This is a genomic window from Okeania sp. SIO2C9 (genome assembly GCF_010672455.1).
GTDB lineage: Bacteria > Cyanobacteriota > Cyanobacteriia > Cyanobacteriales > Microcoleaceae > Okeania.
In genome coordinates this window covers 52,986-78,153 of the sequence record NZ_JAAHGO010000024.1, presented here as the reverse complement: position 1 = coordinate 78,153, position 25,168 = coordinate 52,986, and the positions used below count along the sequence as shown (strand labels likewise).

Genomic DNA, 25,168 nt, shown 5'->3' with positions numbered 1-25,168 from the left:
ACTCATTCATCGTTTATTTATAACTGTTCAACAGGACATGATATTAGTCATCAGGGTGTTTATAGACAATAACAATAGTTTAATTATAGACAGGACTTACGCAGGGACTCTACATATAGCTAGGGCGCCATTCGGAGCTTTGCGGAACGCAAATGCCATTCGCCCCTACAGATGGTGCTTTAAAGGTCAATTTGCCTAAGTCCTGATAGAATGTATTCTGTGTTATCTTAGTTTTTGTTGTCGCAACCAAGTATCTGCCCAAATCGCATCATCTTCTAATAGACATCTGGTAAAAATCAAAAATAAAATCAATTCTTATCCATAAATAATCAATTATTCCCCTCCCAGGAGGGGTTCGGGGTGGGTTCCCTGTTGCCTTCCGGAGCAGATGAGCTGTTGCCTCTTTTCTGGAGATGTCTAATAATTCTGGTACTTGAATTGCTTGCTGACGTTTGTTGAAAGTATCGCAATTATGAAAGAGTATCGCCAGCAAATAAGTTGAATCTTTGGTTTTCTGGCAATTTATAATTAGCTGTAGCAATCTCAATTGCTAAGTCAAATGAGTTTATTAGAACAAGAAGAAGGGAGAGAAAATGCGGAATGTTAAAAGATTTCCCTTTGTTGGGCGTTGCTGAAATGTAATAGTAAGTAGCTGAAGGTAAAATTGAAAAACTTATGTTTTGCGTTGATACTTAATTTAAAAATCATTACCATTGAGCAACGCCTCATGTCCGCTTAATAGCGCGTTCAAACTCTGTTCCTCTTTTCTACGCAATGCTACGCAAACGCGATCAAAAACTTTCTTCTCTTCTCCCTTCTTCTTTCCTCCTGATATCAAATCCATTTAATTCGGTATAAAAAAATCTTCCATCTTCAACCATTACCAAATATTTCTCTAATATCATGTCCGAAGGCAATCGTTTGTGTAAAAGTTGGCGTGGATATTTGCAGGAAATTTAAGTTTTTTTCTTGCCTGTTGCCTTCCGGAGCAGATGAGCTGTTGCCTATTGACTATACAAGACCGATGCTACCGGACATGATATAACTCCCCATCTCCCCATCTCCCCATCTCCCCATCTCCCCATCTCCCCATCTCCCCATCTCACCATCTCACCATCTAATTACACCGATGCTACCGGATTTGATATGACTCAGTCCTCCTGACTCGGTCTTCCTCCAAAGTTATTTATAACTATTCAACCGGACATGATATAAATATTGTATTTCTGCTCAAGAAAGGTTTAAACTTATTGACATACTCCCGACGTTGCGCATAGCGCGACAACGCGGGATTCTTCAGCCATGAAAAAAATGACCGCTGTTTCGTGTGAGGTGATGTCCTCCCCCTGTATTGACCTTGATGATAACATGCATACCTCCTAGCTTGTCAAGGGTATAGGAAGGTTTTATTTGTGGAGGTATCCGACTATTGGCCCAGGCTTGACCATACGACGCTCCCCTTCGGGAGAGCGCGGGACTTCCCGCCAGGGAAGTTAAATGTCTTACCTTGTAAATAGACAGAATGAAAAATATAAAACTTTTTTCCATGCTTCCCAAAGTTTTTGAGCAATTAGGTAAACTATTTAACAAAAGTTATATCAAACTAGGGGCGGTATTAGCCCTGATTACTCTGATTGGTCTTTCGACTGTCAATCATCATGGAATATCGGTTGACGAGGATATCCATCTTTTAATCCTGAAATGGAATTGGGAATTCATTCAGGAAGGAAAACCCGTGCCGAAAGATCTCGGGTTTTATGGAGTTGTTTTTGACGGAGTTGCTGAAATCGTTTTTCAAGTTAAGCATTGGATTGAAACTAACTTATTTTCTCGTCCTCCCTTGGAACCGTACCTATCAGCACTTGATTCAGAAATTCTGGTTCTCGATCGCTTTTTAACTAAGCACGTTTTTACATTTTGCGTTTCTCTAATTACCTACCTATCTGTCGCTGGTGGCATTACACTCCTTTATGGAAAAAAATGGGCTTGGTTAGCTCCTCTAATGCTCGCTCTTTTTCCGCGATTTTGGGGGCATAGTTTTTTTAATCCCAAAGATATTCCTTTTGCTGCTTTATTTAGCCTTTGTGTTTATCTAGGAGCATATATTGTTGAAGAAATAAAACAAAACTCAAGTTCACCGTTTTTTTTAGGAATTAGGCGCACAACCATTAGAGCGATTGGCTATGGTATTTTAGTAGGGTTGCTTAGTGGTATTCGGATTGGCGGGTTTCTGATGTTGGGATTTGTAGGGTTGGTATCTCTCATATTAATCCCCCGAAACAATATAGGAAGATTTCTCAAATTTTCCCTATTCAATTATACTTTAATGACGGTCAGTTGGGCGATCGCTCTTTTCTGCGTTATCCCCTCTTCTTGGTCAAACCCGTTTCGTTGGTTTTGGGATACCATCAACTATCTTTCCCAACATGAATGGCCTGGATCAGTTTTATTTAAAGGAGAATGGATTAAAGGCTCGGAACTACCCTGGGATTATCTTCCTACCTGGTTTTTGATTACGACTCCTTCACTGTTTCTATTTTACTTTTTGTTAGGTTTAATCGGTCTAACCCGAAACTATCATCAATTTAGTGATCGCCAAAAAGCCTATATTCTTCTGGTGATTTTGCAAATTTTCCTGTTGCCGATGATTGCCATTATCAAAAGTTCTAATATTTATGATGGGTTAAGACACTTTTTGTTTGTAATTCCGGGAATGGCGATCGTCACAACGATTGGCTTCATTTGGAGCTACCAACAGATTTCTCAACCCAGGTTTAAGCTTTGGTTAGTGGGGGTCACTTTACTAGGAGTTCTGATTATTCTTTTCGATATGGTAACATTACACCCTTATGAATATATTTATTTTAATCGAGTTTTTGGAGGTTTAAAAGCTGCCTACCAGCAATATGAAACTGATTATTGGGCATTAAGCATGAGAAAGGGTATGGAATGGATTAATCAGAATGGTAAAAAGGGAGCGATTCTAGTTGTTCCAGCAGCCTGGAATTTATACTCAGCAAAACCATTTGCTGAACCTGATTTTACCATCGTTGATCGAAGTCAGTTAGAAAAAATCACATTAGAACAACCAGATTATTATTTATTTTTTTCTCGTTTCAAGTATCAAGAACATTTTCCAAATTGCGATCTTGTTTATTTTATCACTCGTAAAGGCGTTCCGTTAACCACAGTCAAAGACTGTACAGCTAACACAGATGAATCATATTAAATACACAGAATGAAAAATATAAAACTTAATTTCAGCATTTTCCAGAGGTTTTGGGCAATTGGTAAACTATATTGGTGGGAATCTCCAGAGAAATGGCGAGCAATTGGTTTATTTACATTGCTGCTTTGTCTTCTCAGTTTAGATTCAACTATAGGAGTTAATCAACTCAAACAACAAGGAGAATTAATTTCTGCTTTAGTTGATACGGACTCTGAGAGATTCTGGAAATCTGCATTTTTCTATATTGGTGCTTCTATTGTGTTAGCTGTTAATGTTGCTACTTGGCAGTATGTGGAAGATAAAATTCGTCTGTATTCCCGAGGGTGGTTAACTAAATTTTATTTAGATAAGTATTTCCAAAATGATTGTTTCTATAAAATCAATACCCTCTATCCAGAAATTGATAACCCCGATCAGCGAATTGCAGAAGATATTGCATCATTTTGTCATCGTTCTGTAACTCTATTTCGGCAGTTTACTTTAGCAATTTTTAACTTGTTTGCGTTTGGAATTCTACTTTGGGAAAAATCAACATTATTGGTTCTGATTTTAGTCATATATTCTGTAGGAGGTATGCTAATAACCACTATTGGTTTTGGTAAAATTTTGATTCCAATTAAAAAAGAACAACTGAAACGAGAGGCAAATTTTCGATTTGGTTTAGTGAGAATTCGAGAGAATGCTGAATCAATTGCTTTTTATAATGGAGGTAATAGAGAATTTAGTTACATTAAGCAGGTATTTGCTCCTGTTTTAAGTATTTATAACAAGGTGATTACTTGGGAGAGAAACTTAGATATTTTTCAAAACATATATAATTACATTACCTGGATGTTACCTGCTTTAGTTATTGGTCCGAGAATTTTGGCAGGGGAACCAGGGTTGGAAGTGGGAGCAATACAACAAGCTTCTGGAGCTTTTGGAAGGGTCTTTAAGTCCTTGAATATCATAGTTAGGATGTTTGAATTTCTCACCAGTTTTATCGCAGGTATTGAACGTTTAGAGAGTTTTGTTAAAGTTCTAGAAGAACCAAATGCATCACCAGTGGAGGGTGGTCAAACAATTGATACTGTTGAAGACTCACGTTTAAGCTTACAGCATCTTACTTTGCAAACTCCTAACTATCAAAGAACTTTAGTTAAAAATGTATCTATAGAATTACAACCGGGAGAAGGACTGTTAATTGTGGGGGTTAGTGGTAGCGGCAAGAGTTCTATTTTGCGAGCGATCGCTGGTTTGTGGAATTCTGGAACTGGGACAATTTACCGACCGAAACCAGAAGAGATTCTGTTCTTGCCACAACATCCTTATATGATTTTAGGTTCTCTACGAGATCAACTGCTATATCCACGCACTGACTTAAATATCTCTGATGAAATAATTTATCGAGTGCTTAACCAAGTTAATTTGCCAAAATTAGCAGAAATATTCGGTGGTTTAGATACCGTTGAAGATTGGGACCGTGTGTTGTCAATGGGAGAGCAACAGCGGGTAGCTTTTGCTCGTTTGTTGCTGACTCAACCTCGTTATGCAATTTTAGACGAAGCAACGAGCGCTCTGGATGTGCAAAACGAACAAAGTCTTTACCAACATTTGCAAAGTTTATCGACCACTTATATTAGTGTAGGACACCGACCAACTTTGTTACAATATCACCACCAAGTTTTGGAAGTTATGGGTGATGAAACTTGGCGAGTGACTTCTGCACAAGATTATAAGTTTATGTCAATTCATTAGATTTATCTAGGAGATGGGGTGATGGGGGGATGGGGAAATGGGGAGATGGGGGGATGGGGAGATGGGGAGATGGGGGGATGGGGAGATGGGGAGATGGGGAGATGGGGAGTGTGGGAACCCACCCCTAACCCCTCCGGTGGAGGGGAATGTGGGGAGACCGAGAAAGATTTGGCAATGGCGCATCGGTTGGGACATTTTTTTATACTGAACCCGAGCAGATTTGATATAATGTCATGTCCGGTTGAATAATTAGACTTTGGTGGAAGGAAGGCAGAAGGCAGGAGGCAGGAGGCAGAAGGTTTTCTCAAGAGTGTCACCTTAATTTTATACACAAATGATGCTACCGGACATGATATAATTGATAATTGATTGATAATAATTGATTTTATTTTGGATTTTTGGAGATGTCTATTAATATTTATAGTAGTCGAAGGAAAGGTCAGGATAGATCAAAAACTTAAAGTTCAGACAATGTAAGATTTTCCTTCTTCCTTCTTCCTTCTTCCTTCTTCCTTCTTCCTTCTGCTATACCGAAAAATATGAACAATAATGCTACAGGTAGTCTAATATAAAATACAGAAATTGATTTCATATACATAACTCAAGGAAAATGAAAAAAACAATTAAAAAAGCTTTTTTAGACACAGAAGACGGACAAATTTTTTACCGCATAGGGGGAGAAGGAGAACCTCTAGTTTTACTGCACATGACTCCTCGAAGTAGCGATGAATTTAAAGAGTTAATGGCAATTTTAGCTCCTAAATATCGTGTTATTGCCATGGACTTAATGGGGTTAGGAAATTCAGATAAACCTCCTAGAGAATATTCTATTGCAGACTATGCTAAAACTGTCATTTTATTGTTAGATGAATTAGAAATTCAAAAATGCAGTATTTTGGGCAGTTTAACGGGGGGTTATATTGCTGGAGAAGTAGCCGTATCTTATAGCGATCGCCTGAATAAATTAATCCTTTGTAATACTCATGGTTTTGATGCAGAAGAAGCTGAAAAAATTGGCGAAAGATATAGGCAAGGATTTACCATAAAAGAAGATGGTTCTCACCTCATGGAAAGATGGTTAACACGGAGTAATTATCTGGAAGCGGAATTAAATCACCGTTGTCTTATTGATGATTTAAAAACTTTTGGTAGACCTATTTATACTGGTTTAGCAGTTAGTAAATATTGTGTTTATGCTCAAAAAAGGTTTAAACTTATTCAATGTCCGACCTTAGTTTGTACAGGAACTAAAGCATTAGAACCTTTAGAAAAATATGGTTTAGCAAAAGCAGAAAATCAAGGTTGGTTATCAGAAGCAATGCCCCATAGTCAAGCTGTAAAAATTCAGGGGGGAACTATCTGTATGATTAATCAAATGGCTGAAGAAATATCTACAGTTGTTGTTGATTTTTTAGATAAAAATAGATGAGGATAAATTAAATATTATGAAAATAAAAAGAGCATTTTTAGATACAGAAGACGGTCAAATACATTATCGAATTGGTGGTGAAGGTGAACCACTAATTTTGCTACATCAAAATATAAAAAGTAGCGATGAATATCGAGAATTAATGCCAAGATTTATTAAAGAAAAAAAGTTAGTTATTGCTATGGATTTTTTAGGTTTTGGTGAATCGGATAAACCACCCAGAATGTATTATATAGAAGACTACGCCAAAACAGTTACTTTAGTTCTAGATCAATTAGGAATCAAAAAAGCAAATGTTCTTGGGCATCATACAGGTGCTTTCGTAGCAGCAGAAGTAGCAGCAGCATACCCAGAAAGAGTTAACAAACTGGTGTTATCCTGTATTGATTATTTTGAGGAAGAGGAGAGAAAAATACTTTATAGTAGGTTTTCTAATGCTTTTGAAATAAGAGAAGATGGTTCTCACCTAACAAACAGATGGCCTGTTCGTTTAAGCTATGTAGGTTCAATAGAATTAAATCATCGTTGTTTATTAGATGAGTTTAGATGCCATGGTTATCCTCCCTATGGTCCTTTTTCAATAATGAATTATGCAGAGAAAAGCTTAGAAAGATTTGGATTAATTAATTCTCAAACCTTAATCTTGTCCGGAACTGAAGACATTAAACAACTAGAAAAATTAGGACTGGCAAAATCAGAAAATAGAAAACTAATTACTCAAACAATTCCTAATGCTAAGAAAGTTGATATTGAAGGTGGTACAATTTACATGATGAATCAAATGTCTGAAGAAATTGCTAAAATAGTGGTGGATTTTTTAGATAATTAGAGAATTAATAATTGTATTTTTTGTTCAGTTATAAGCGATCTACATAAGATAAAACCCTCCCAGGTTTTGAAATATCCCGATCGACTCGAACAAATGCTAAAAAACCATCATCAGTAATATTTCTAGGAAGAGTTGAAAAACTCGGACAATAGTGAAACCAATTCTTAAGCAATTGATAATTACCTAGATTCATATACCCGACTAAAGTATATCCTTCTTCGTTATAACTTTGAATTGCTGGATAATGTCGATAATAATGAGGGAGAATAGCAATTAACCACACACCTCCCCCATTATTATCTTTCCTTAAATACTTCTTTTTAGCCACTTCAAATTGGCTAGTTTCTGTTTTTCCCCAAGGTAAAAGTTTACTATCCAATGCTGGAATAAACTCATTAATTATAGCATTAGGAACGTCTATTTCTGAAGCTTGATATTTAAAAGGAACTATTCCATTTTCCATCCAAAGAATTTCTAGAGGTTCATCTCCTAAAACCTTCCAAGAACTAACTCTAACTCCAGCAGGAATAAAAGAGTAACTATGTTTATCTAATTGCCATTCTCCTATTTGAATAACTCCACTCAAGACAAAAATTTATAGATCGGCTTTCATTAATGGATAATTGATAATGGATAATTGATAATTACCTCGGATTTTAACCGTTACGGAATTGAATATAAGGAAATATTATTTCTTTTCTTGGTCGATTGGATATGGCGAGGAGACCTCGCCATCCCATCCTACGGAATGCTGCGCAAACGACCGCTTTTTTTCCCCTTAAAAGGGGAGACTTCAAGGCGCGAATTATTTAATTAGGGCTTGCTGATTAAATCTAAAAGCATTGACATATAAAGACTTTAGCTTTTTTGGGGTCGAATTGCAGTACCTGGTTTTCAGCTCTTCATGCTCATGCATGGAGCGTATTTTAGGCGCATAGTTAGGCAGAACAATCTTGGGACAATTCTTTCTACTACCTCTTCTAAATTCCCCGTTCCTCCTGTCTCCTGTCTCCTGTCTCCTACAAAGAGCAAAAAGACTTTCCATACGCAAACCCTAATTATTAATTAGTTAATTATTCGGTAAATATTCCTGCGGGAGCTGTAAACTGAGAAGGTAAACTAACCCGTGATGTAGATGCACCACAATGATGCCAAGATAGTAATCTTCTTGTGGCAAAAGGAACAGTATCTGGCATTCCCTTAATACACCAATGTAAAATTTCTGGTACAGTATTAGAGTCAAAAAACTGGTATTGACGAGGGATAAAGTCTGGAGAAATTGCTGTACTTCTCCGAGATAAATTCATCCGTCCCCTACCATCTCCTCCCCAGTCTTCTTTAAGATTGGCATTTTCTTGATTATCATTCACTATATTCTATACTCCTATCCAAACTTGCATTTTTTCATTAGACCATAATCCAATCTTTCTAAAATTTCAAGGAATATTATTAAGGAAATAAAATATACTAATCTAACTATTAATCTCTGAACTTAAAAATTAACTATTTTAAACCTATGAAAGTTGCTTTAATCACTGGTGGAACTCGTGGAATAGGGTTAGCTATTTCTCGTAAATTAGCTGAAAATGGTTTTAATCTTATCCTGGGATATCATTCTAACCATGATGCTGCTTTTGCAGTTAAAAAAGAGTTAGAAAAATCAAATATTAGGGTTATTACTGTAGCTGGAGACATCACAAAATCTGAAACTGTTGATGCTTTATTTCAGGTAGTTGAAGAAAACTTTAATAGTCAACTTACAGCTTTTGTTCATGTCGCTGGTTATGCTATTACCGCAACACTCCCAGGAAATTTTACTTTTGAACAGTATGAAGCAGCTCAAGAAATTTATCCTAAAGCATTTATTCGCTGTATTGAAAAAGCCTTAAATTATATGGTTGACGCTCAAGGTAGAGTCGTTGTCATTTCTGCAACAGGTGTTCATAACCCAGGAAAAGTTTATGGAATGGCCGCACCAGCAAAAGCAGCAATGGAAACCTTGGCCAAACATTACGCGATCGCTGTTGCTCCACGGAGAATTACTGTTAATATTATTACCCCTGGTTATATCAAAACTCAAGCTTGGGATGGTTACCTTGATCAAGTACCTTATATTGATAAAATTCCTCCTCAAGTAACTCCTATGGGAAGATGGGGACAGCCGGAAGATATTGCTCCCTTGGTTGGGTTTTTATGTTCTCCAGAAAGTCAATTTATTACTGGTCAACATATTTATGTTGATGGTGGGTTAGAATTATCTTTATTTTGGAATATTCATCGGTTTAGCAAAGTAGAATAATCGATTATCGTGATGAAAACTGCTATAATCAATTTTCTGGCAATCTTTTCATCAAATCTGTAAAAGTATATTGATTTTATTCTTGATTTTTACCAGATGTCTAATAAATTAGACCATTTCTCAAAAACTTTTCTACGCTTTCTTGAGCAGGAGACCCACCCTTAACCCCTCCCAGGAGGGGAAGTAGGGGAGGAGGGGAGTGGGAGAGAAGTAAAAAGTAAGAATAATTAACACTAACATAGCTAAAATTAGCAAAAAAAATATTTAGATAACTTTATTTAATGTTGTTCTATTTTTGGACATTTAACTATTGTCCAACAGTTAAGGGGAAAAATTATGGGTACAAGAGAAGCATCTTTTTTATTAGGTATATCTCGTCAACGTTTATTAGTTTTACTCGCTCAAGGAAGAGTTAAAGGAGCTGAAAAAAAAGGTAGATTCTGGGAAATACCAGTATCAGAAAGTGGAATGCCTGTAATAATTCCGGCTCGGCGCGGTCCGAAAGGTATGTGGCGCAAGAGAGAATCTACTACACCAAAAATGATTCATGTCAATCAAAACAAAATTCAAAGTAATAAAAAGAAGCCTCCAACAGAATTGGAAGCTGTAGTGTCACTCAAGCATGGCAGTGATAACTATTATGGTTATGAGTTATATATTTCAGGTCCTTGCCAAATCGTCTATCGACCTTATAAACCAGCAAGTTGTGGCGCTCATCTGTGGATTAATACTTATCATCCAGTGCAATTCATAGATACTAAATCCAATCCAGCCACCGCAAGGCAATCTAGCAAACAAATTTTCATCTAGTCTGGTTTCAAAGTCACTCCGATCATCACCAAAAAATATTTCCAAGCTCAGAGCAGCTCAACTGACAATAACTTCAGCAGGCTTTGTGCTGATTGTTTGTGGGAAATCGCCACAGTAGTAAGGTAGAAAATTTTGATTTTCCTAATTTTTGAACTCCGTCCTACTAAACTTACCCAAACTTACCCATACACGATTGCATAAGCTTTGGAGTTAGCTTCCTGCTTTCCTACGGAATGCTGCGCAAACACAGAAGACCACTGACCGCAGTCTGCAACTTATCTTCTCCACAGGCTTAAATTCGCTTGGAACTCAAGCTACTGATACACATAGTTTTTCAGGTTGATAGCAGCATTCAAATCTCTATCAGTTTTAAAACTGCATTCACTACACTCATAAGTTCTCAAGTGTAACGGCATTTTCTGTTGATGCCCACAGTTTGAACATATTTGAGAACTTGGATAATATCTATCCGCTATGACTAATTTACTGCCGTACCATTCACATTTGTATATAAGCTGACGCTTAAATTCATAAAAGCCACAATCAGCAATAGCACTTGCTAGTTTGTGATTTTTGAGCATTCCACTTACATTCAAGTCCTCAATTACTATGGTGCTGTGGTTTTTAGCCAACCATGTTGTGAGTTTATGTAGTACATCTGCTCTGATATCGGCTACTTTTTTGTGAATTTTTGCTAATTTTTTTACTGCTTTGCGTCTGTTTTTAGAACCAATAACTTTTTTACTGACTGCACGTTGATGACGAACTAATTGTTTTTTGGCTTGTCTGTAGGCTTTGACATTAGCAAATTTGCTGCCATCAGAACAGGTTGCTAATGTATTTATTCCTATGTCTACACCTATAGTTTCTCCTACTTTTTCTGTTGGATAGGATTCAAAATTATATTTAAAACTGATGTACCAATTATCTGCTTTTTTTGATATGGTGACGTTTTTTACTGGTACTGAAGGTAAGATTTCATAAGTTTTTACTATTCCTATTCTGGGTAGTTGTATGTAGTTTCCTTGGAAAATTTTGATACTTCCTTCTAAGTAAAAGCTGTCTTTTCTACCTTTTTTCTTAAAGACTGGAAATCCACGTTCAGGAATAGTTAGAAAGTTTTTAAATGCCCTCTCTAAGTCTCTTAATGCTTGCCCTTGGTGCACATTTAGATACCTCATAATACCAAGGATTAATTGATTTTACTTCGGCTACTAAACGCTTATGTAGGGTGATGGCGCTGGGGCGTTTTTTAGTTTCTTCGTACTCTTTTATGCAAGTTGCCAACCCCCAATTATAAGCATGACGAGCAACACCTGCGTGTTTAGCAAGTATTGTTTTTTGCTGATTGTTAAGTTTTAGCTTAGTTTTAAAGGATTTCATGATTATTAGAGTTGTTGGCACTCAAGGGAAGTTCTGCTGTTTCATATATAGTTAACTAAGTTAGACATAAATCTAGTATATCACAGTAAAGGTTTAATTGTGTCTCACTTTGTTTAATTATTTTAATACTGTTGATATCCCTACCTACTCCCCCACTCCCCTACTCCTCTACTCTCCTATTCCCCCGCTCAAGAAAACAAGGAACTACAATAATTTTTCCCATCAAACGACGCTGCTCCATTTTCGTCAATGCTGCTGACACTTCCTCCAGACTAACTACTTGCTCAATAGTTGATTGTAACTTTCCCTCCACAAATGCTGGTATAACTAAATCTTTGAGAGTTTGCCAACTTGCCTGATAATCACTGTTATACCAAAGGGCAATGCCATAAACTGCAATATTGCGCCCCAGTAATTTTCCCATTGGTAAAGCAGCATCTAAACCAGTAGTCGTGCCATAGCAAGCAATACGACCATTATTAGCGATCGCTTCTAAACAGTCGGCAAATGTCACTTTACCAGCACCATCCACTGCCACCTGTACCCCTATATTATTTGTAATTTTTCTGACTTCAGAAACTACACTTTGACTGCTATAGTCAATACCATAGTCAGCACCCAGTTTCAACAGGTATTCCACTTTAGCTCTATTGCCAGCAGTGGCGATCACTTTTGCTCCCAATAATTTCGCTAGTTGTATTGCTGCCGTCCCCACACCACCACTACCAGGATGGACTAATACCCACTCTCCCACCTGAACTTTTGCCCGATAAATGAGAGCTAAAATAGCAGTCAAATAATTAATAGGTAAACTGGCAGCTACTTCAAAAGATATATCATCAGGAATAGGTAATAATTCTGTTGCTGGAGCGATCGCCATTTCGGCAAAAGCTCCTTGAACGTGTCCTACTACCCGCATTCCTGGGAAAAACCCTTCCACTTTTTCCCCCACTGCATCAACTATACCTGCTGCCTCTTGACCTAAAATTTGAGGTAGTGGGTCATCCCCTGGTCTTTTATATTTTCCGTAGGTCATTTGCAGATCTGAGTTATTAATTCCTGCTGCTCCTACAAGCATTCTAATTTCACCAATATTTGGTGGCGATATTTCTGTTTCTTCTACTCGAATACCATTAATACCTGTATATTCATGTATGCGAACTGCTTTCATTTTTTGTGTGTTATACAAATTGATAAGTTTTTGCGACAAATAGCTAGTAGCTCGTCTAAACTAAAATTGTGAGTAAAACCCAACGCTACGATCCCCCCAACCCCCCTTGGAAAGCTATCCCTTATAAGGAATTCCTGAAACCCTTGTGGAAGGGTGGGGAGTGTGGGAAGGGTGGGGGGTGTGGGGAGTAAGAATCTTCAAAAAAACGTCTAATTCAATACACTTTTCTGAGGAAAAAGCCTCTCAAACGACTTCTCCATAACTACTCACTTTTGTCAAGTTTTATGTTAAAAAAGATGTTTATAAAGCATAGCTTGGAAAGGGGGGAGAGGTCTACATTTTCTAAAATTTACCCACATTTTCAAGCTAGACGAGCTACTAGGATATTTCTTAGGAGTCAGGAGTCAGTAGGGGGAAGAAACAAGAGTATAAGGATAAAGTTTGTTGTTTGCTGGCGCAAAATGCACGTTAACGCGGAGCGCAGAACGGAGTTCTATCCCTAATTATCCGGACATGATATCATACCTCAAATCACCAACGCCATATTTTTTAATTTCTTCCCACACTCCCCACACTCCCTTTTTTCCTTCTTCTTCTTCCCTCCTGACTCCTGACTCCTGACTCCTGACTCCTCTCTCGTTATTTATAACTATTCAACCAGACATAATTCAACTTACTCTTTCTTCTTTAATTATTGTTCGTTTAACTATTTGATGATTATTAAACCAATGCCAAGTTCTAGCACGATGATTATTATCGGGACTAATATTAATCATTTCATAGATATAGAAATCTGGCATTCCTTTATATGTAATCCACAAAATAATTGTTGAATCATCTACTTCCCAAGCGTAACCATCCAACCTTTCTGTATCAAACCAAATCTTTTTATCTCGATATATTCCTGGAAATTTATATTCTTCTTTTTTACCATCTTCCCATTCATAACGATTAGTTTGAAAATAAGGATATTCTCCATTATCTGGAAACTGACAAGTTAAATGAGAACTATGGCGATCGATAATATTTCCCTCATTATCTACTATTGTATATGTTCCTTTCCAATCTCCTTCATGGCGCACTAATACGGGCATTTCTTCTCTAATTGTGGACATAATCTAACTCCTGATGGGACAAAGATAATTATGTTATAGCAGAAGGAAGAAGGAAGAAGAAAGAAGGAAAAGTATTATGTTGTCTGACGTTGCTGATTCTGGGTATGATTTTGCCCCCCTAGCCCCCCAAAATTGGGGGGAATAAAACTCTAAAAGTCCCCCAAAGTTGGGGGATGCGCGGGGGCTTTACCAGAACCAAACAGGGTAATAAAACTCTAAAAGTACCCCAAAATTAGGGGATGCGCGGGGGCTTTACCAGAACCAAACAATCGCACATTCATACTTCAATTCAGCAACACCTGTTGTCTGAGAAGTCTCATTTGCTACATCAAAGTCGCCTAATACCATTTCTCACGCAAGAATTCTATATCTGATTGGGTGGGGAAGTGTGGGAAGTGTGGGAGGTGTGGGGAGAGTAGGGACGTTGCATGCAACGTCCCTACGAAAAATCTATACTAACCAACTAATAATTGTCAAAAACAAACTTTTTATCTTGGTACCTATTTGACTGTTGAAATATAGCTCAAGTATAGCATTAATGCATGGTAATTGGTATAAATCCCCCTAAATTCTGGAACTTTTACCAGCTAATGGATTCTTTTTCCCCCCAGAATTGGGGGGTTAGGGGGGCAAAATTCAGTATTAAACAACTTTTCAAACATCCTCTAAAGCAGTCTATTACTGGACTTTTATGTACCGATAACTGTTAACGCAGTTCCTCCGGAGGAGGCTAACTGAAATGACATCAGGAATTTACAGAAATTAAACTGTAGATATCCAAATATATTAGGCAAAAATTAAAGCAGGAAATATTTACTATGGCAAGTAAACTCTGGCGGAATATTTGGCGAGTTCTCAACACAGAAATAGAATTGAATTTATCAGAAACTGTTAAAGGTGGGGTTGAGTCAACGAAGGCGGTTTTGGAAATAGCAAAAGCTCTACAAGAAAATAAGGATGCTAAAGAGTTAAAACCTTTTATTGAGAATATTGATTCAGTTTTGGATGTGTTAAATTCTCCCCTGGGAAAAGTTGCCGGAGCTAGCTTACCTTTTTTGCCTATTCCAACTGGAATTATTACTTTTATTATTGAAAAAAACTCGTAAAGAGCCTACTTTAGAAGATGAAGTACAATTGGTGGTTCAGGTGGCTTATTTAGAAAGTTTACGAAAATTTTTAATAAGCCATCCTGAAATATCGGAAAAGTTGACAGAAACTGAGGCTTCGGAAGCGGTACAAAAACGGATTAAAAATTTGGATGAAGAAATTAATTTTAATGACCGAGATGCTAAGGATACTTTAATTTGTTTTTATGATTCACCTTGGAGGGAAAAGTTTGATGAAATTTTGATTGAACGTTTTAAAGAATCTGGTTTAGCTGAAAATAAAGCCAAAATTGTTGCCGAAAGAATTTCTCGCAGTACCCACCGTTATATGAAAGAAGCAGTGGTAGAGGTGAAAGACAATGCTAAAAAATTAGCCGGAATTTATGGGTATGGGTGGCAACGATGTTTGGAAATTTATGGCAGTATTGATAAATATTTGAAAGAAAATATCGCTACTAAACCAGACGAAAAAGTATTTGATGAAAATTTCACTTTTCAGCAGATTTATGTACCACTAGAAGTTAAACCTGTCAACTCCGATGGGAAGGTTGAAGAAACAGCAACACCCCAGAACATTGAAGAGTGGGCAAAAACTATTTTGTTAGATAAAAACTCGGATGAAAACTTGGATGAAAACTTGGATGAAAATTCGCATAAAAAGAAAAATCAAGACAAAAAAGACAAACAGGTTTTATTTATTCAAGCAGGACCGGGAAGAGGAAAGAGTGTATTTTGTCGAATGTTTGCCGACTGGGTACGTCAGGAATTACATCCTATATATACGCCGATTTTAATTCGGTTGCGGGATGTGAGAAATTTTGCAGCAAATATTGATGAGACTCTAGCTGATGCAGTGGGTAGAGATTTTGTTACTAGCGATAGTGGTTGGTTGACAGACCACAATACTCGGTTTCTGTTTTTGCTGGATGGGTTTGATGAGTTGTTGTTGGAGCGCGGTGCAAGTAATGAGTTGAAGGTGTTTTTAGACCAGGTGGCGCAGTTTCAGAAACAGGCAGCAGAAAATAACGAACGCGGTCATCGCGTTTTAATTACTGGTAGACCTTTGGCACTTTATGGAATTGAAAGGTTGATGCCTCCTAATTTGGAGCGGGTGAGTATTTTGCCAATGGGTGACGAAATTCAGCAACGGTGGTTTGAGAAGTGGCAGACTATTGTTGCGCAAGAGGAAACAAAAAAATTTCGGGAATTTTTGCAGAGTCAAAAATGTCCGGAGCAGGTTCAGGAGTTGGCACGGGAACCACTTTTGTTGTATTTGCTCGCTGCAATGCACCGGGATAAGCAGTTAAAGGTAGAGATGTTTGCTCATGCTGATGTTGGTGGGGCGAAAGTTTTGATTTATGAGCAGGCGTTGAAATGGGTGCTGGAGAAGCAGCGAGTAGAAGAGGGTAAAAATTTTAATCCGAAAATTACGAAATTAGACCCAGAAGATTTAGAAATTTTGTTGGCAGAAGCGGGGTTATGTGTGGTGCAGTCTGGTGGGGAATATGCTGCCATAAAAATGATTGAAGACCGACTGGTGAAACAGGGATATAAGGAGTTGCAGGATTTAATTGAGAATGCTCGGCAAGATAAACGAGAGGATGGATTGAAAAATGCTTTAGCTGCGTTTTATTTGAAATCGGCAGCAAAAGCAGAAAATTCGGTGGAGTTTTTCCACAAGAGTTTTGGTGAGTTTCTCTGTGCAAAACGGATGGTGGAAAGTCTGGAAGATTTGACGGAGAAAACAGGGAAGCGACGTAAAACTTATGCAGTATCTGATGAAGAGTTGGAATGGCAGGTTTACGATCTGTTTGGTTATGGGAGTTTGACAGCGGAAGTTGTGGAATATTTGATGGCGTTGTTGGTGAAAAGTGAGGTTGAGTTGGTAGTGTTGTTTGAGCGGTTGTATGAATTTTATTGGAATTGGAGTGATCGAAAGTTTATTGAGGCGACGGAGGAAACTTTACCTCAGAAGAAGGGGAGGCAGTTGCAGCAGTGGGGTATTGAGTCTGGGCAACGTCGGGTGGATATTTATACGGGGTTGAATGTAATGATTTTGTTGTTTGAGTTGCATCGTTATGGGCAGTCTCAGGAAGAGTTGCGGGAGCAGTTGCATTTTTATCCTTGTGGTCAACCTGGCAGTGAAGATTTTGATCGAAGAAGATTACTGCGAATTATTGCTTATAGCAAGTGTCCTAAAGTTGTTGTTTTTGTGAAAATAGTAGGTAGTTTTCTCAGAGGTGTCGATCTTAGTAGTGCTGACCTCATTCGTGCCGACCTCAGTAGTGCCTACCTCAGAGATGCTGACCTCAGAGATGCTGACCTCATTCGTGCCGACCTCAGTAGTGCCTACCTTAGTGGTGCTAACCTTAGTGGTGTCTACCTCGGTGATGCCGACCTCAGTAGTGCTAACCTCAGTAGTGCTAACCTCAGTGATGCCAACCTTAGTTATGCTGACCTTAATGGTATCGACCTTAGTTATGCCGACCTTAGTAGTGCAGATCTCTTTGCTACCAACCTCAGTGGTGCTGATCTCATTTATGCAGACCTCAGTGATGCCGACCTTAGTAGTGCAGATCTCTTTGCTGCCAACCTCAGTGGTGCCGACCTTAGTGATATCAAATGGGATAACTATACTAAGTGGTCAGATGCTATTGGTTTACATGAAGCAAGAGAAGTTTCAGAAGACCTACAACAAAATCCAGAATTTGCCGCAGCAGTTGCTCAGTCGGAGACAGCAAGTCAGGAAGAAGAGTAGCTTGTAGGTTGGGTTGACGAAAGGAAACCCAACACCAATGTGTATCTGTTGCGTTGTGCGAAAGTGTCATCTTGGGGTTTTCCCCATAAACAACTTTTGTAAGATGACGTTAAGGAAACCTAACAAGAAACAGGCATCTGTTGGGTTTATTCTCCGGATAAGCTCCGCTAACGCCAGCTCAACCCAACCTACGGGAAAATTGATAATGAATCATTACCGAAAAATTGTGGTATAAAGTCTCCCCTTTTAAAGGATAGGTAATTCTAAATTCTAAATTCTAAATTCTAAATTCTTGAACCCATTTTTAACCAGCCAAATACTTGATCGACAGTGAGAGTTAATTCTAAATCGGGAAATACTGGAAGGACTCGATCGCTTCTACACAACACAGGTTGTTTTTGGTGTCGTAAGCACAAAATGCTGAGGTCATCTGGGTCAACAAACCACCCTAGATGACTTCCATGCTCTAGACAATGGAGAATATTACCTATCACCTTGTTTGGTCTTTGTTCAGGGGAGAGAATTTCAATCGTCCAATCTGGCGGTAGGTCAAAATTGTCTGGAACCTCACCCTCTGGTGTAAACGGGATACGATCCCACCGAAAGACCGCCACATCGGCAACAATCGATCGCCCGCCAAAACTACATCTCAACTCTGGGAAAGCATAGGCAATCTTTGTTTCTTCTGCCACTTGATTGATCGTGGCACAGAGTTTTGCTTGCAAGCGGCTATGTCGTCCCTTTGGCATAGGTTTTTGAATAATTTCTCCATTAATGTATTCACTTGCTGGTTTCGTTTCTGGCAGTTGCAGAAATTCTTGTAATGTTATTAAAGCCGAATATTCTTTTAAAGGCATAATCAAGTTTAGGACTTACAAATTTCATAATTAGGGAATAGGGAATAGGAAATAGAGTTAGAATAATTTCTGCTAATATTATAGCAGAATATTTAAGGGAATAAAAATCATGTCAGAACTACAAGAATTAAGAAAAAAAGCTTTGAATTTATCAGTAAGCGATCGCCTCTCTTTACTCAAGGATATTACTGATTATTTGAACGAAGAATTACGCCCCCGTCGCGACCTCAAAGCTGCTATAGAAGGTTTGCGAGGTATAGGAAAAACAGATAGTCCACCTCCAAATGATGCGGAAGTTGAAGCTATGCTCGAAGAACGTTTAGTGGAGAAGTACTTAAAATCCTGATAAAAATACATATTATAATATTTAGATAAAAGCAATTTGAAGGAATAAAAATCATGTCAGAACTACAAGATTTAAGAAAAAAAGCTCTGAATTTATCAGTGAGCGATCGCCTGTTATTACTCAAGGCCATTACAAATTCTTTGTACCGAGAACTTCGCCCTCGCCCAGAGTTACCACCTGATTTCTTAGACAAGTTCCGAGGTATAGCAAAAATAGATAACCCACCTCCAAATGATGCGGAAGTTGAAGCTATGGTCGAAGAACATTTAGTTGAGAAATATTTAAAATCTTGAGTAAAATATATACTATAATATTTAGATAAAAATAATCGTTTGAAGGAATAAAAATTATGTCAGAACTACAAGAGTTAAGAAAAAAAGCTTTGAATTTATCAGTAAGCGATCGCCTGTTATTACTTAAGGCCATTACAGATTCTTTGTACCGAGAACTTCGCCCTCGCCCACAGTTACCTCCTGATTTTGTAGACAGGATGATTGGGATAGGAAAAACAGACAGTCCACCTCCAAATGATGCGGAAGTTGAAGCTATGCTCGAAGAACGTTTAGTGGAGAAATACCTAAAATGAGAGTTTTAGTAGACACAAATATTATTTTAGACGCATTTATAGAACGGGAAGCATTTGTTCAGGATGCAAAGACTTTATTAACAGCTATTCAATCTCAGCAAATAGAAGGATATGTTACAGCAACAACTTTAACTAATATTTTCTACATTGTTAGAAAACAAACTAAAAGTGTTGAACGAGCAAGGGAAGCAGTTGCTATGACATTAGAATTAATGGAAATTTGTGACGTTCATCGTAATATTTTAGAAACTGCTTTTGCTACTAATTTGAGAGACTTTGGAGATGCAGTGCAACTAGCTTGTGCTTATGCTGAGAATGTTGATGCTATTGTTACTCGCAATGCTGATTATTTTGTTGATGCAAGTCTGCCTATTTTGTCAGTTCAACAGTTATTTGAACAGATGAATAATTCTTGAGTAATATTATATTCGGACAATGAAGTCTTTGTTTGTAGTTGCGCTTCAGCGCTGCTAGATATATTTGAGGTGCTAAAGGGCAACTACGAGCTGTTATTATACAGCATATTTTGGGCAAATGAGATACAGGGTAAGTAATGAAAATATGGTAGTGCGGGCATCTTGCCCGCTTCGGGGTGTACCTCATAACAACGGGAAGCACTGTAAGTGTTGGTAGTCCTCAATAGTAATAGTATGCAGGAACAAGAAATTGACACGGGAGCAAGATGCTCCCACTGTTATGGTTCGTCAAAAAAATAATGACAATGCACAACCATTACTGTAATCTTTCCTTCAAATGTTCCCCTACCCGCAGAGCATTAGCAATAATTGTCAGTGCAGGAGTTACTGCCGAACTTGATGGGAAAAAACTGCTATCCACAACATATAAATTATCAACATCGTGGGTACGACAGTTAATATCCAAAACCGATGTTTTCGGGTCTTCCCCAAACCGACAAGTACCACATTGGTTTGCTACAACTTCAATGGGAACTTCCCCACGGGGATAAATACTGCCGCGCTTCAAAACAGCATTTCCCACCTCTTTGTCTACCAACTTCAATACATCCATCCAACGATGTACTAAGCGATCATGTGCTTCCCAGTTATTGGGAGTGTAATGGAAAAACAATTTATCCCCTTTGACTTCAACTCGGTTATTGGGGTCTGGTACTATTTCCGAATGCAACCACCAACCAATGGAACGCAATGCTAACTGTTTCAAGCCAAACCCTGGCATTGCTTTTGCTAACACAGATAAAATTGGTGGAGACTCAGCAAAAGTAATATCTTGCAGCAGACCACCTGTATTTTCTATGTGACCCATAGGATACGCAAAATTCTCATCCCCCCAATAAAAGTCATTCACACTCACACTTCTGAGAAAGTTCCCAGAGTTTGGTTTGGGACTAGGTTGCACTACGGCAGTCATCAGATGTTTCATTAGGTTGCGTCCCACTTGTCCGGAACTGTTTGCTAAACCATCTGGATGTTTTTCATTAGCAGAACGTAATAGTAATGCTGCTGAATTTACTGCTCCACAAGCAAGTACGACAATATCTCCAAAAAATAGAAATGATTGTTTGCCAATTTCTACTTCTACTGCTTTAACTGTATTACCAGATGAGTTAGTGAGTAAGCAGACTACTTTTGCATTAGCTTTAATAGTAATGTTAGGAGAGTCCAGCAGTGGTGCAATACCGAATACTTCCGAGTCTCCAGTGGGGTCTTCCTCTTCGCGGGTGAGAGTTAATGGTAAAGTTTCTGGATGTAAACCTTGCCCGGCGATCGCATCGACAACTTTTTTAATTTCTGGGTCGTGGTCAACTGCGGGATAAGGATATTCTGAACTGTGGGTAGGTTCGGTTGGGTCTTTGCTAACTTGACCATGAACTTTATAAAGTTTTTCTGCTTCAGTGTAATATGGTTCAAAGTCTTTGTATTTGAGACACCATTCTGGAGAAATTCCTTCTTGATGTTTTACTGTTTCAAAGTCTTTTTCCCGCATCCTAATGAGAGCAGCACCATAGATTTTGGTATTGCCACCTACGGCATAATTTGTCTGAGGAGAAAAGGGTTCCCCTGCATTGTCATACCAATTTTCGGGGGCACGATAAAGTTCTTTTTTGAAGATATCAACATGAGCTCTATTTTGAATTTCTAGGGGCATAAAATCACCCCTTTCTAAGATGAGTATTTTTTTTCCGGTACTAGCAAGTTTAGAGGCTAATGTTCCTCCTCCTGCACCTGTGCCGACAATAATTACATCATAATGTTGGTCGTCAATAATCATTTTATTCTTCCTTTAGTAATTTTTTTTGAGTGTATTGAAGAAGGAGTTATATCATGTCCGGTTGAATAGTTATCATTAGGAATAAATAGCATAAATATCTAAAATATGAGATTGCTTCCTTCCACTCCGTTCCAGTCGCAATGACTTTATAGTTAATGTTGATCTGGAGATCATATTAGGAGTCATTAAAATTCAATTTTTGAGTAGTGGGAGCATCTTGCTCCCGTTTTGGAGTAGCTCCCGTGGATAAGGGAGAGTCCCCTTTTGTCAACATTATGTTTTCTTTTACACAAAAAATTTATTCTGACTCCTAACTCCTAACTCCTAGACTCCTAACTCCTGACTCCTGACTCCTGAATTCCTAATTATTTCACTGCCAAATGTAAATGAGGATAAACAAAATAATCCAAATTACGTCAACGAAATGCCAAAATAAAGAAGTAGCATTGATGCCAAAGTGACCGTTATCATAGTTGCCAGGAATGAAAGAGCGACCCAACATAATACCCTGCAACAAAATACCAGTCATAACGTGCAGACCGTGAAAACCAGTCAACAGATAGAAAGTTCCACCGAATACTCCCGTTGTGAAACCAAATTCTAGACTATTCCATTCAATTCCTTGACCCACTACAAAGTAAGTTCCCATTGCCATTGTGGCAAACAGAAATATGCGAAACCATTTCAGGTCGTTACGCTCTAAAGCTTTTTCGGCAAAATAGATAACGAAACTACTCGAAACCAAAATCACTGTATTAATAGCAGGTTCTCTAACTTCCAAACCAGACACACCGGGTGGCAACCAGTCCGTGGCACTTGTTTTGTAGATAATGTATCCGACAAAGAAACTCAAGAAAATTACGCTTTCCGAAAGTAGGAAAACGATAAACCCGAACATACTATTACCTTCTTCATCGTGAGTATGTTCGGCAACTGCTGAATGCAAAGGTTCTTCTAGTTGTTCTGAGGCGATCGAACTATCCATATTTTAATTCTCCTTTAATTTACTGGTTTTATCCTTGTTATAGCAGGCAACAGGCAACAGGCAACAGGCAAAAGTGGGAAAAGCATTTCTCTGTCTTACGGTTCATCATCAATCTATGTCCTAACCAACTCGTTCCTTGCTATATGCTCAGAAAAAAGTAAAGATTGTAGGGGCGAATGGCCATTCGCCCTTAAGCATTGTATGACCATTGACAGAATTATATTACTCCGATTTATCGAAAACCGTAGTCAACGGATTTGATATTATCAGGACTTACGCACGGACACTAAATCGGGTGAGGGCGTTTTGTTCCGCAACATATAAAGCGGAGCTTTGGAGCGCAAATGCTATTCGCCCCTACATATGGCGTTTTCAAGGTGAAGCATGGGTAAGTCCTGATTATTTATTACTCGTTGTAGATGAGAAAAGTTTACCTAAAACCTACCAACTAAAACCTACTACCTAAAACCTACCACCTACCACCTAATTAATTAACAGGTTCGGGAACTTCTGCATGATGTCCGTTGGGGTCATTAGAAGTCAAAGGTTCCGACTTACCATAACCATAGGGTTCCGCAATAATTATCGGAATTTCTTCAAAGTTCTCTACATCTGGTGGGGAAGAAATCATCCATTCTAAACCGATCGCTCGCCAAGGGTTAGCAGGTGCTTCCTTTCCTTGTATCCAGGAACTGACAATATTTAAAATGAACGGTAAAGTAGACATTCCTAATAAAAATGCCCCCAGACTTGCAACCAAATTCCAAAATTCATACTCAGGTGCATAAGAAGAAACTCGGCGCAACATTCCCTGTAAACCTAATGGGTGCATGGGTAAAAAATTGAGGTTAGTACCGATGAATGAAAGCCAAAAATGCAACTGACCCAAACCTTCATAATACATTTTCCCAGTCATTTTGGGGAACCAATGGTAAATGGCAGCATACATTCCCATGGTCACGGTGCCATAGAGAACATAGTGGAAGTGACCCACCACAAAATAAGTATTATTAACGTGAATATCTACAGGAACAGCAGAGAGCATAATGCCAGTAATACCAGCAAACACAAACATGATCAACCCACCCAAAGCAAACAACATGGGAGTATTCAGTCTAATTTTTCCACCCCAAATAGTTGCCACCCAAGCAAATACTTTAATTCCAGTAGGTACAGAAACACACATAGTTGACAGCATAAAAATCATCCGCATCCAGGGAGGAGTACCACTCGCGTACATATGGTGTACCCAAACTAAACCACTTACCGCAGCAATGAGCATTGATGAAATTACTACCACTTTGTACCCGAATAGTGGTTTGCGACTGTAGACTGGGAATATTTCGGAAAAAATGCCAAAAATAGGCAGAATAATCACATAAACTGCTGGGTGGGAGTAAAACCAGAAAAAATGCTGGAAGAGAACCGGGTTTCCTCCGTTTGCAGGATTAAAAAATCCAGTTCCCATTGTGATGTCAAATAGTAACATCGTTGCACCTGCTGTTAGTGCTGGCAGTCCGAACAATTGAATAATCTGAGCAGCAAATACTGTCCAAACAAAAGCTGGCATCCGGAAAAATGTCATACCAGGCGCTCGCATTCTCACAATAGTTGTGACGAAATTGACCGCACCCATAATGGAGGAAACACCAGAAATGGCAACAGCAAGTATCCATAGTACCTGACCATTGATTAAATTACCCGTGGGATTTTGTATACTTACTGGAGGATAGGCCCACCAACCTGACTGTGCGGGCCCGCCAGGAACAAAAAAACTGGCTATCATCAGGATGCCAACTACTGGCACCATCCAAAATGCAGCAGCATTTAGACGGGGAAATGCCATATCTCGCGCCCCGATCATTATCGGTACGAGATAATTTGCCAGACCAACTAAAGATGGAAATGTCCACAGAAACAGCATGATCGTGCCGTGCATGGTGAACATTCCGTTATAAATCGTGCGGTCTACCAGGTCTGATTCTGGTGTCATTAGTTCGCCACGAATTACCATGGCGAATATTCCACCTACTAGGAAAAATAGGAAAGAGGTAACTAGATATTGGATACCGATAACTTTGTGGTCGGTACTGAAGCTGAAATATCGTCGCCAGTTAGGCGGTTGTTCATGTTCTGGTTTTTCCGTGACATCACCGATGCCGTCGATTGTTATTTCTTTCATGGAGTAATTTTTTTCCCTTGAGTATCTAGATATAAATTTCTGTAGGTTGGGTTAAGCAGAGCGCAACCCAACAAAACAAGTACATAATTTTAGGTT

At 38.5% G+C, this 25,168-nt stretch carries 24 protein-coding genes; 13 read left to right on the top strand and 11 right to left on the bottom strand.

Features of this window, described 5'->3' with window-relative positions; translation table 11 throughout:
* The first annotated feature begins 1,522 nt into the window (after positions 1 to 1,522).
* The 3 genes from F6K23_RS19710 to F6K23_RS19700 are packed head-to-tail and all read left to right on the top strand — an operon-like array spanning position 1,523 to position 5,215.
* On the top strand, positions 1,523 to 3,229 hold the full coding sequence (locus tag F6K23_RS19710; protein WP_293158952.1) for a hypothetical protein: 1,707 nt from the start codon (positions 1,523 to 1,525) through the stop codon (positions 3,227 to 3,229).
* A 9-nt stretch (positions 3,230 to 3,238) separates the two neighbouring features.
* Positions 3,239 to 4,966 (top strand): ABC transporter ATP-binding protein/permease, encoded by a 1,728-nt coding sequence (locus F6K23_RS19705; protein ID WP_293158950.1) that lies wholly within the window; start codon positions 3,239 to 3,241, stop codon positions 4,964 to 4,966.
* A gap of 45 nt (positions 4,967 to 5,011) precedes the next feature.
* Positions 5,012 to 5,215: a hypothetical protein gene (locus F6K23_RS19700; RefSeq protein ID WP_293158948.1), complete on the top strand. Its 204-nt coding sequence runs from the start codon at positions 5,012 to 5,014 to the stop codon at positions 5,213 to 5,215.
* A gap of 208 nt (positions 5,216 to 5,423) precedes the next feature.
* Here the strand turns inward: F6K23_RS19700 and F6K23_RS19695 are convergent, their stop codons facing one another.
* The gene (locus F6K23_RS19695; RefSeq protein WP_293158946.1) at positions 5,424 to 5,558 is read right to left on the bottom strand and encodes a hypothetical protein; all 135 of its coding nucleotides are present in this window, start codon (positions 5,556 to 5,558) and stop codon (positions 5,424 to 5,426) included.
* 18 nt (positions 5,559 to 5,576) lie between these two features.
* Here F6K23_RS19695 and F6K23_RS19690 point away from each other — a divergent pair, with 18 nt between their 5' ends.
* Both F6K23_RS19690 and F6K23_RS19685 read left to right on the top strand, forming a co-directional pair.
* A complete protein-coding gene (locus F6K23_RS19690; protein ID WP_293158944.1) occupies positions 5,577 to 6,395 on the top strand; it encodes an alpha/beta fold hydrolase in 819 nt (272 codons plus the stop codon).
* Between the two features lie 16 nt (positions 6,396 to 6,411).
* Positions 6,412 to 7,224, top strand: a complete 813-nt coding sequence (locus F6K23_RS19685) for an alpha/beta fold hydrolase (RefSeq protein WP_293158942.1) — start codon at positions 6,412 to 6,414, stop codon at positions 7,222 to 7,224.
* Positions 7,225 to 7,252: 28 nt separating this feature from the next.
* Here the strand turns inward: F6K23_RS19685 and F6K23_RS19680 are convergent, their stop codons facing one another.
* Both F6K23_RS19680 and F6K23_RS19675 read right to left on the bottom strand, forming a co-directional pair.
* On the bottom strand, positions 7,253 to 7,810 hold the full coding sequence (locus F6K23_RS19680; RefSeq protein WP_293158940.1) for a DUF4437 domain-containing protein: 558 nt from the start codon (positions 7,808 to 7,810) through the stop codon (positions 7,253 to 7,255).
* A gap of 487 nt (positions 7,811 to 8,297) precedes the next feature.
* Positions 8,298 to 8,594, bottom strand: a complete 297-nt coding sequence (locus tag F6K23_RS19675) for a DUF4437 domain-containing protein (protein WP_293158938.1) — start codon at positions 8,592 to 8,594, stop codon at positions 8,298 to 8,300.
* 146 nt (positions 8,595 to 8,740) lie between these two features.
* Between F6K23_RS19675 and F6K23_RS19670 the strand changes: the two genes are divergently transcribed.
* Both F6K23_RS19670 and F6K23_RS19665 read left to right on the top strand, forming a co-directional pair.
* Positions 8,741 to 9,523, top strand: coding sequence for an SDR family NAD(P)-dependent oxidoreductase (locus tag F6K23_RS19670; RefSeq protein WP_293158936.1), 783 nt, complete (start codon positions 8,741 to 8,743; stop codon positions 9,521 to 9,523).
* A gap of 336 nt (positions 9,524 to 9,859) precedes the next feature.
* A complete protein-coding gene (locus F6K23_RS19665; RefSeq protein ID WP_293158934.1) occupies positions 9,860 to 10,333 on the top strand; it encodes a hypothetical protein in 474 nt (157 codons plus the stop codon).
* Between the two features lie 314 nt (positions 10,334 to 10,647).
* Here the strand turns inward: F6K23_RS19665 and F6K23_RS19660 are convergent, their stop codons facing one another.
* The 4 genes from F6K23_RS19660 to F6K23_RS19645 form a co-directional block, all read right to left on the bottom strand.
* A complete protein-coding gene (locus F6K23_RS19660; RefSeq protein ID WP_293158932.1) occupies positions 10,648 to 11,499 on the bottom strand; it encodes an RNA-guided endonuclease TnpB family protein in 852 nt (283 codons plus the stop codon).
* Positions 11,456 to 11,716 carry a helix-turn-helix domain-containing protein gene (locus tag F6K23_RS19655; RefSeq protein ID WP_293158930.1) on the bottom strand — a complete coding sequence of 87 codons (261 nt, stop codon included), beginning with the start codon at positions 11,714 to 11,716 and terminating at the stop codon, positions 11,456 to 11,458. The genes F6K23_RS19660 and F6K23_RS19655 overlap by 44 nt, the downstream gene beginning before the upstream one ends.
* A 160-nt stretch (positions 11,717 to 11,876) precedes the next feature.
* The gene (locus F6K23_RS19650) at positions 11,877 to 12,887 is read right to left on the bottom strand and encodes an NADPH:quinone oxidoreductase family protein (RefSeq protein ID WP_293158928.1); all 1,011 of its coding nucleotides are present in this window, start codon (positions 12,885 to 12,887) and stop codon (positions 11,877 to 11,879) included.
* A gap of 668 nt (positions 12,888 to 13,555) precedes the next feature.
* Entirely contained in the window at positions 13,556 to 14,002 is a 447-nt protein-coding gene (locus F6K23_RS19645) for a DUF3598 family protein (RefSeq protein ID WP_293158926.1), read from the bottom strand.
* A gap of 818 nt (positions 14,003 to 14,820) precedes the next feature.
* On the opposite strand from F6K23_RS19645, the gene F6K23_RS19640 reads away from it, so the two are divergent.
* Positions 14,821 to 15,108, top strand: a complete 288-nt coding sequence (locus F6K23_RS19640) for a hypothetical protein (protein WP_293158924.1) — start codon at positions 14,821 to 14,823, stop codon at positions 15,106 to 15,108.
* A complete protein-coding gene (locus tag F6K23_RS19635) occupies positions 15,092 to 17,866 on the top strand; it encodes a pentapeptide repeat-containing protein (protein WP_293158922.1) in 2,775 nt (924 codons plus the stop codon). Before F6K23_RS19640 ends, F6K23_RS19635 begins: the two co-directional genes overlap by 17 nt.
* 284 nt (positions 17,867 to 18,150) lie before the next feature.
* Here F6K23_RS19635 and F6K23_RS19630 read toward each other — a convergent pair whose 3' ends face one another.
* Positions 18,151 to 18,723 carry a Uma2 family endonuclease gene (locus tag F6K23_RS19630; protein WP_293158920.1) on the bottom strand — a complete coding sequence of 191 codons (573 nt, stop codon included), beginning with the start codon at positions 18,721 to 18,723 and terminating at the stop codon, positions 18,151 to 18,153.
* 109 nt (positions 18,724 to 18,832) lie between these two features.
* On the opposite strand from F6K23_RS19630, the gene F6K23_RS19625 reads away from it, so the two are divergent.
* The 4 genes from F6K23_RS19625 to F6K23_RS19610 are packed head-to-tail and all read left to right on the top strand — an operon-like array spanning position 18,833 to position 20,071.
* Positions 18,833 to 19,069, top strand: coding sequence for a hypothetical protein (locus F6K23_RS19625; protein WP_293158918.1), 237 nt, complete (start codon positions 18,833 to 18,835; stop codon positions 19,067 to 19,069).
* Between the two features lie 53 nt (positions 19,070 to 19,122).
* Positions 19,123 to 19,362 (top strand): hypothetical protein, encoded by a 240-nt coding sequence (locus F6K23_RS19620; protein ID WP_293158916.1) that lies wholly within the window; start codon positions 19,123 to 19,125, stop codon positions 19,360 to 19,362.
* A 56-nt stretch (positions 19,363 to 19,418) separates the two neighbouring features.
* Positions 19,419 to 19,655, top strand: a complete 237-nt coding sequence (locus F6K23_RS19615) for a hypothetical protein (RefSeq protein ID WP_293158914.1) — start codon at positions 19,419 to 19,421, stop codon at positions 19,653 to 19,655.
* Positions 19,652 to 20,071: a putative toxin-antitoxin system toxin component, PIN family gene (locus F6K23_RS19610; protein ID WP_293158912.1), complete on the top strand. Its 420-nt coding sequence runs from the start codon at positions 19,652 to 19,654 to the stop codon at positions 20,069 to 20,071. Before F6K23_RS19615 ends, F6K23_RS19610 begins: the two co-directional genes overlap by 4 nt.
* A gap of 316 nt (positions 20,072 to 20,387) precedes the next feature.
* On the opposite strand, the gene F6K23_RS19605 is transcribed toward F6K23_RS19610, so the two are convergent.
* The 3 genes from F6K23_RS19605 to ctaD form a co-directional block, all read right to left on the bottom strand.
* Positions 20,388 to 21,905 (bottom strand): GMC oxidoreductase, encoded by a 1,518-nt coding sequence (locus tag F6K23_RS19605; RefSeq protein ID WP_293158910.1) that lies wholly within the window; start codon positions 21,903 to 21,905, stop codon positions 20,388 to 20,390.
* 370 nt (positions 21,906 to 22,275) lie between these two features.
* Positions 22,276 to 22,890 (bottom strand): heme-copper oxidase subunit III, encoded by a 615-nt coding sequence (locus tag F6K23_RS19600; protein WP_293158908.1) that lies wholly within the window; start codon positions 22,888 to 22,890, stop codon positions 22,276 to 22,278.
* 487 nt (positions 22,891 to 23,377) lie between these two features.
* Positions 23,378 to 25,072, bottom strand: coding sequence for a cytochrome c oxidase subunit I (ctaD, locus tag F6K23_RS19595; RefSeq protein WP_293158906.1), 1,695 nt, complete (start codon positions 25,070 to 25,072; stop codon positions 23,378 to 23,380).
* Positions 25,073 to 25,168: the final 96 nt, after the last annotated feature.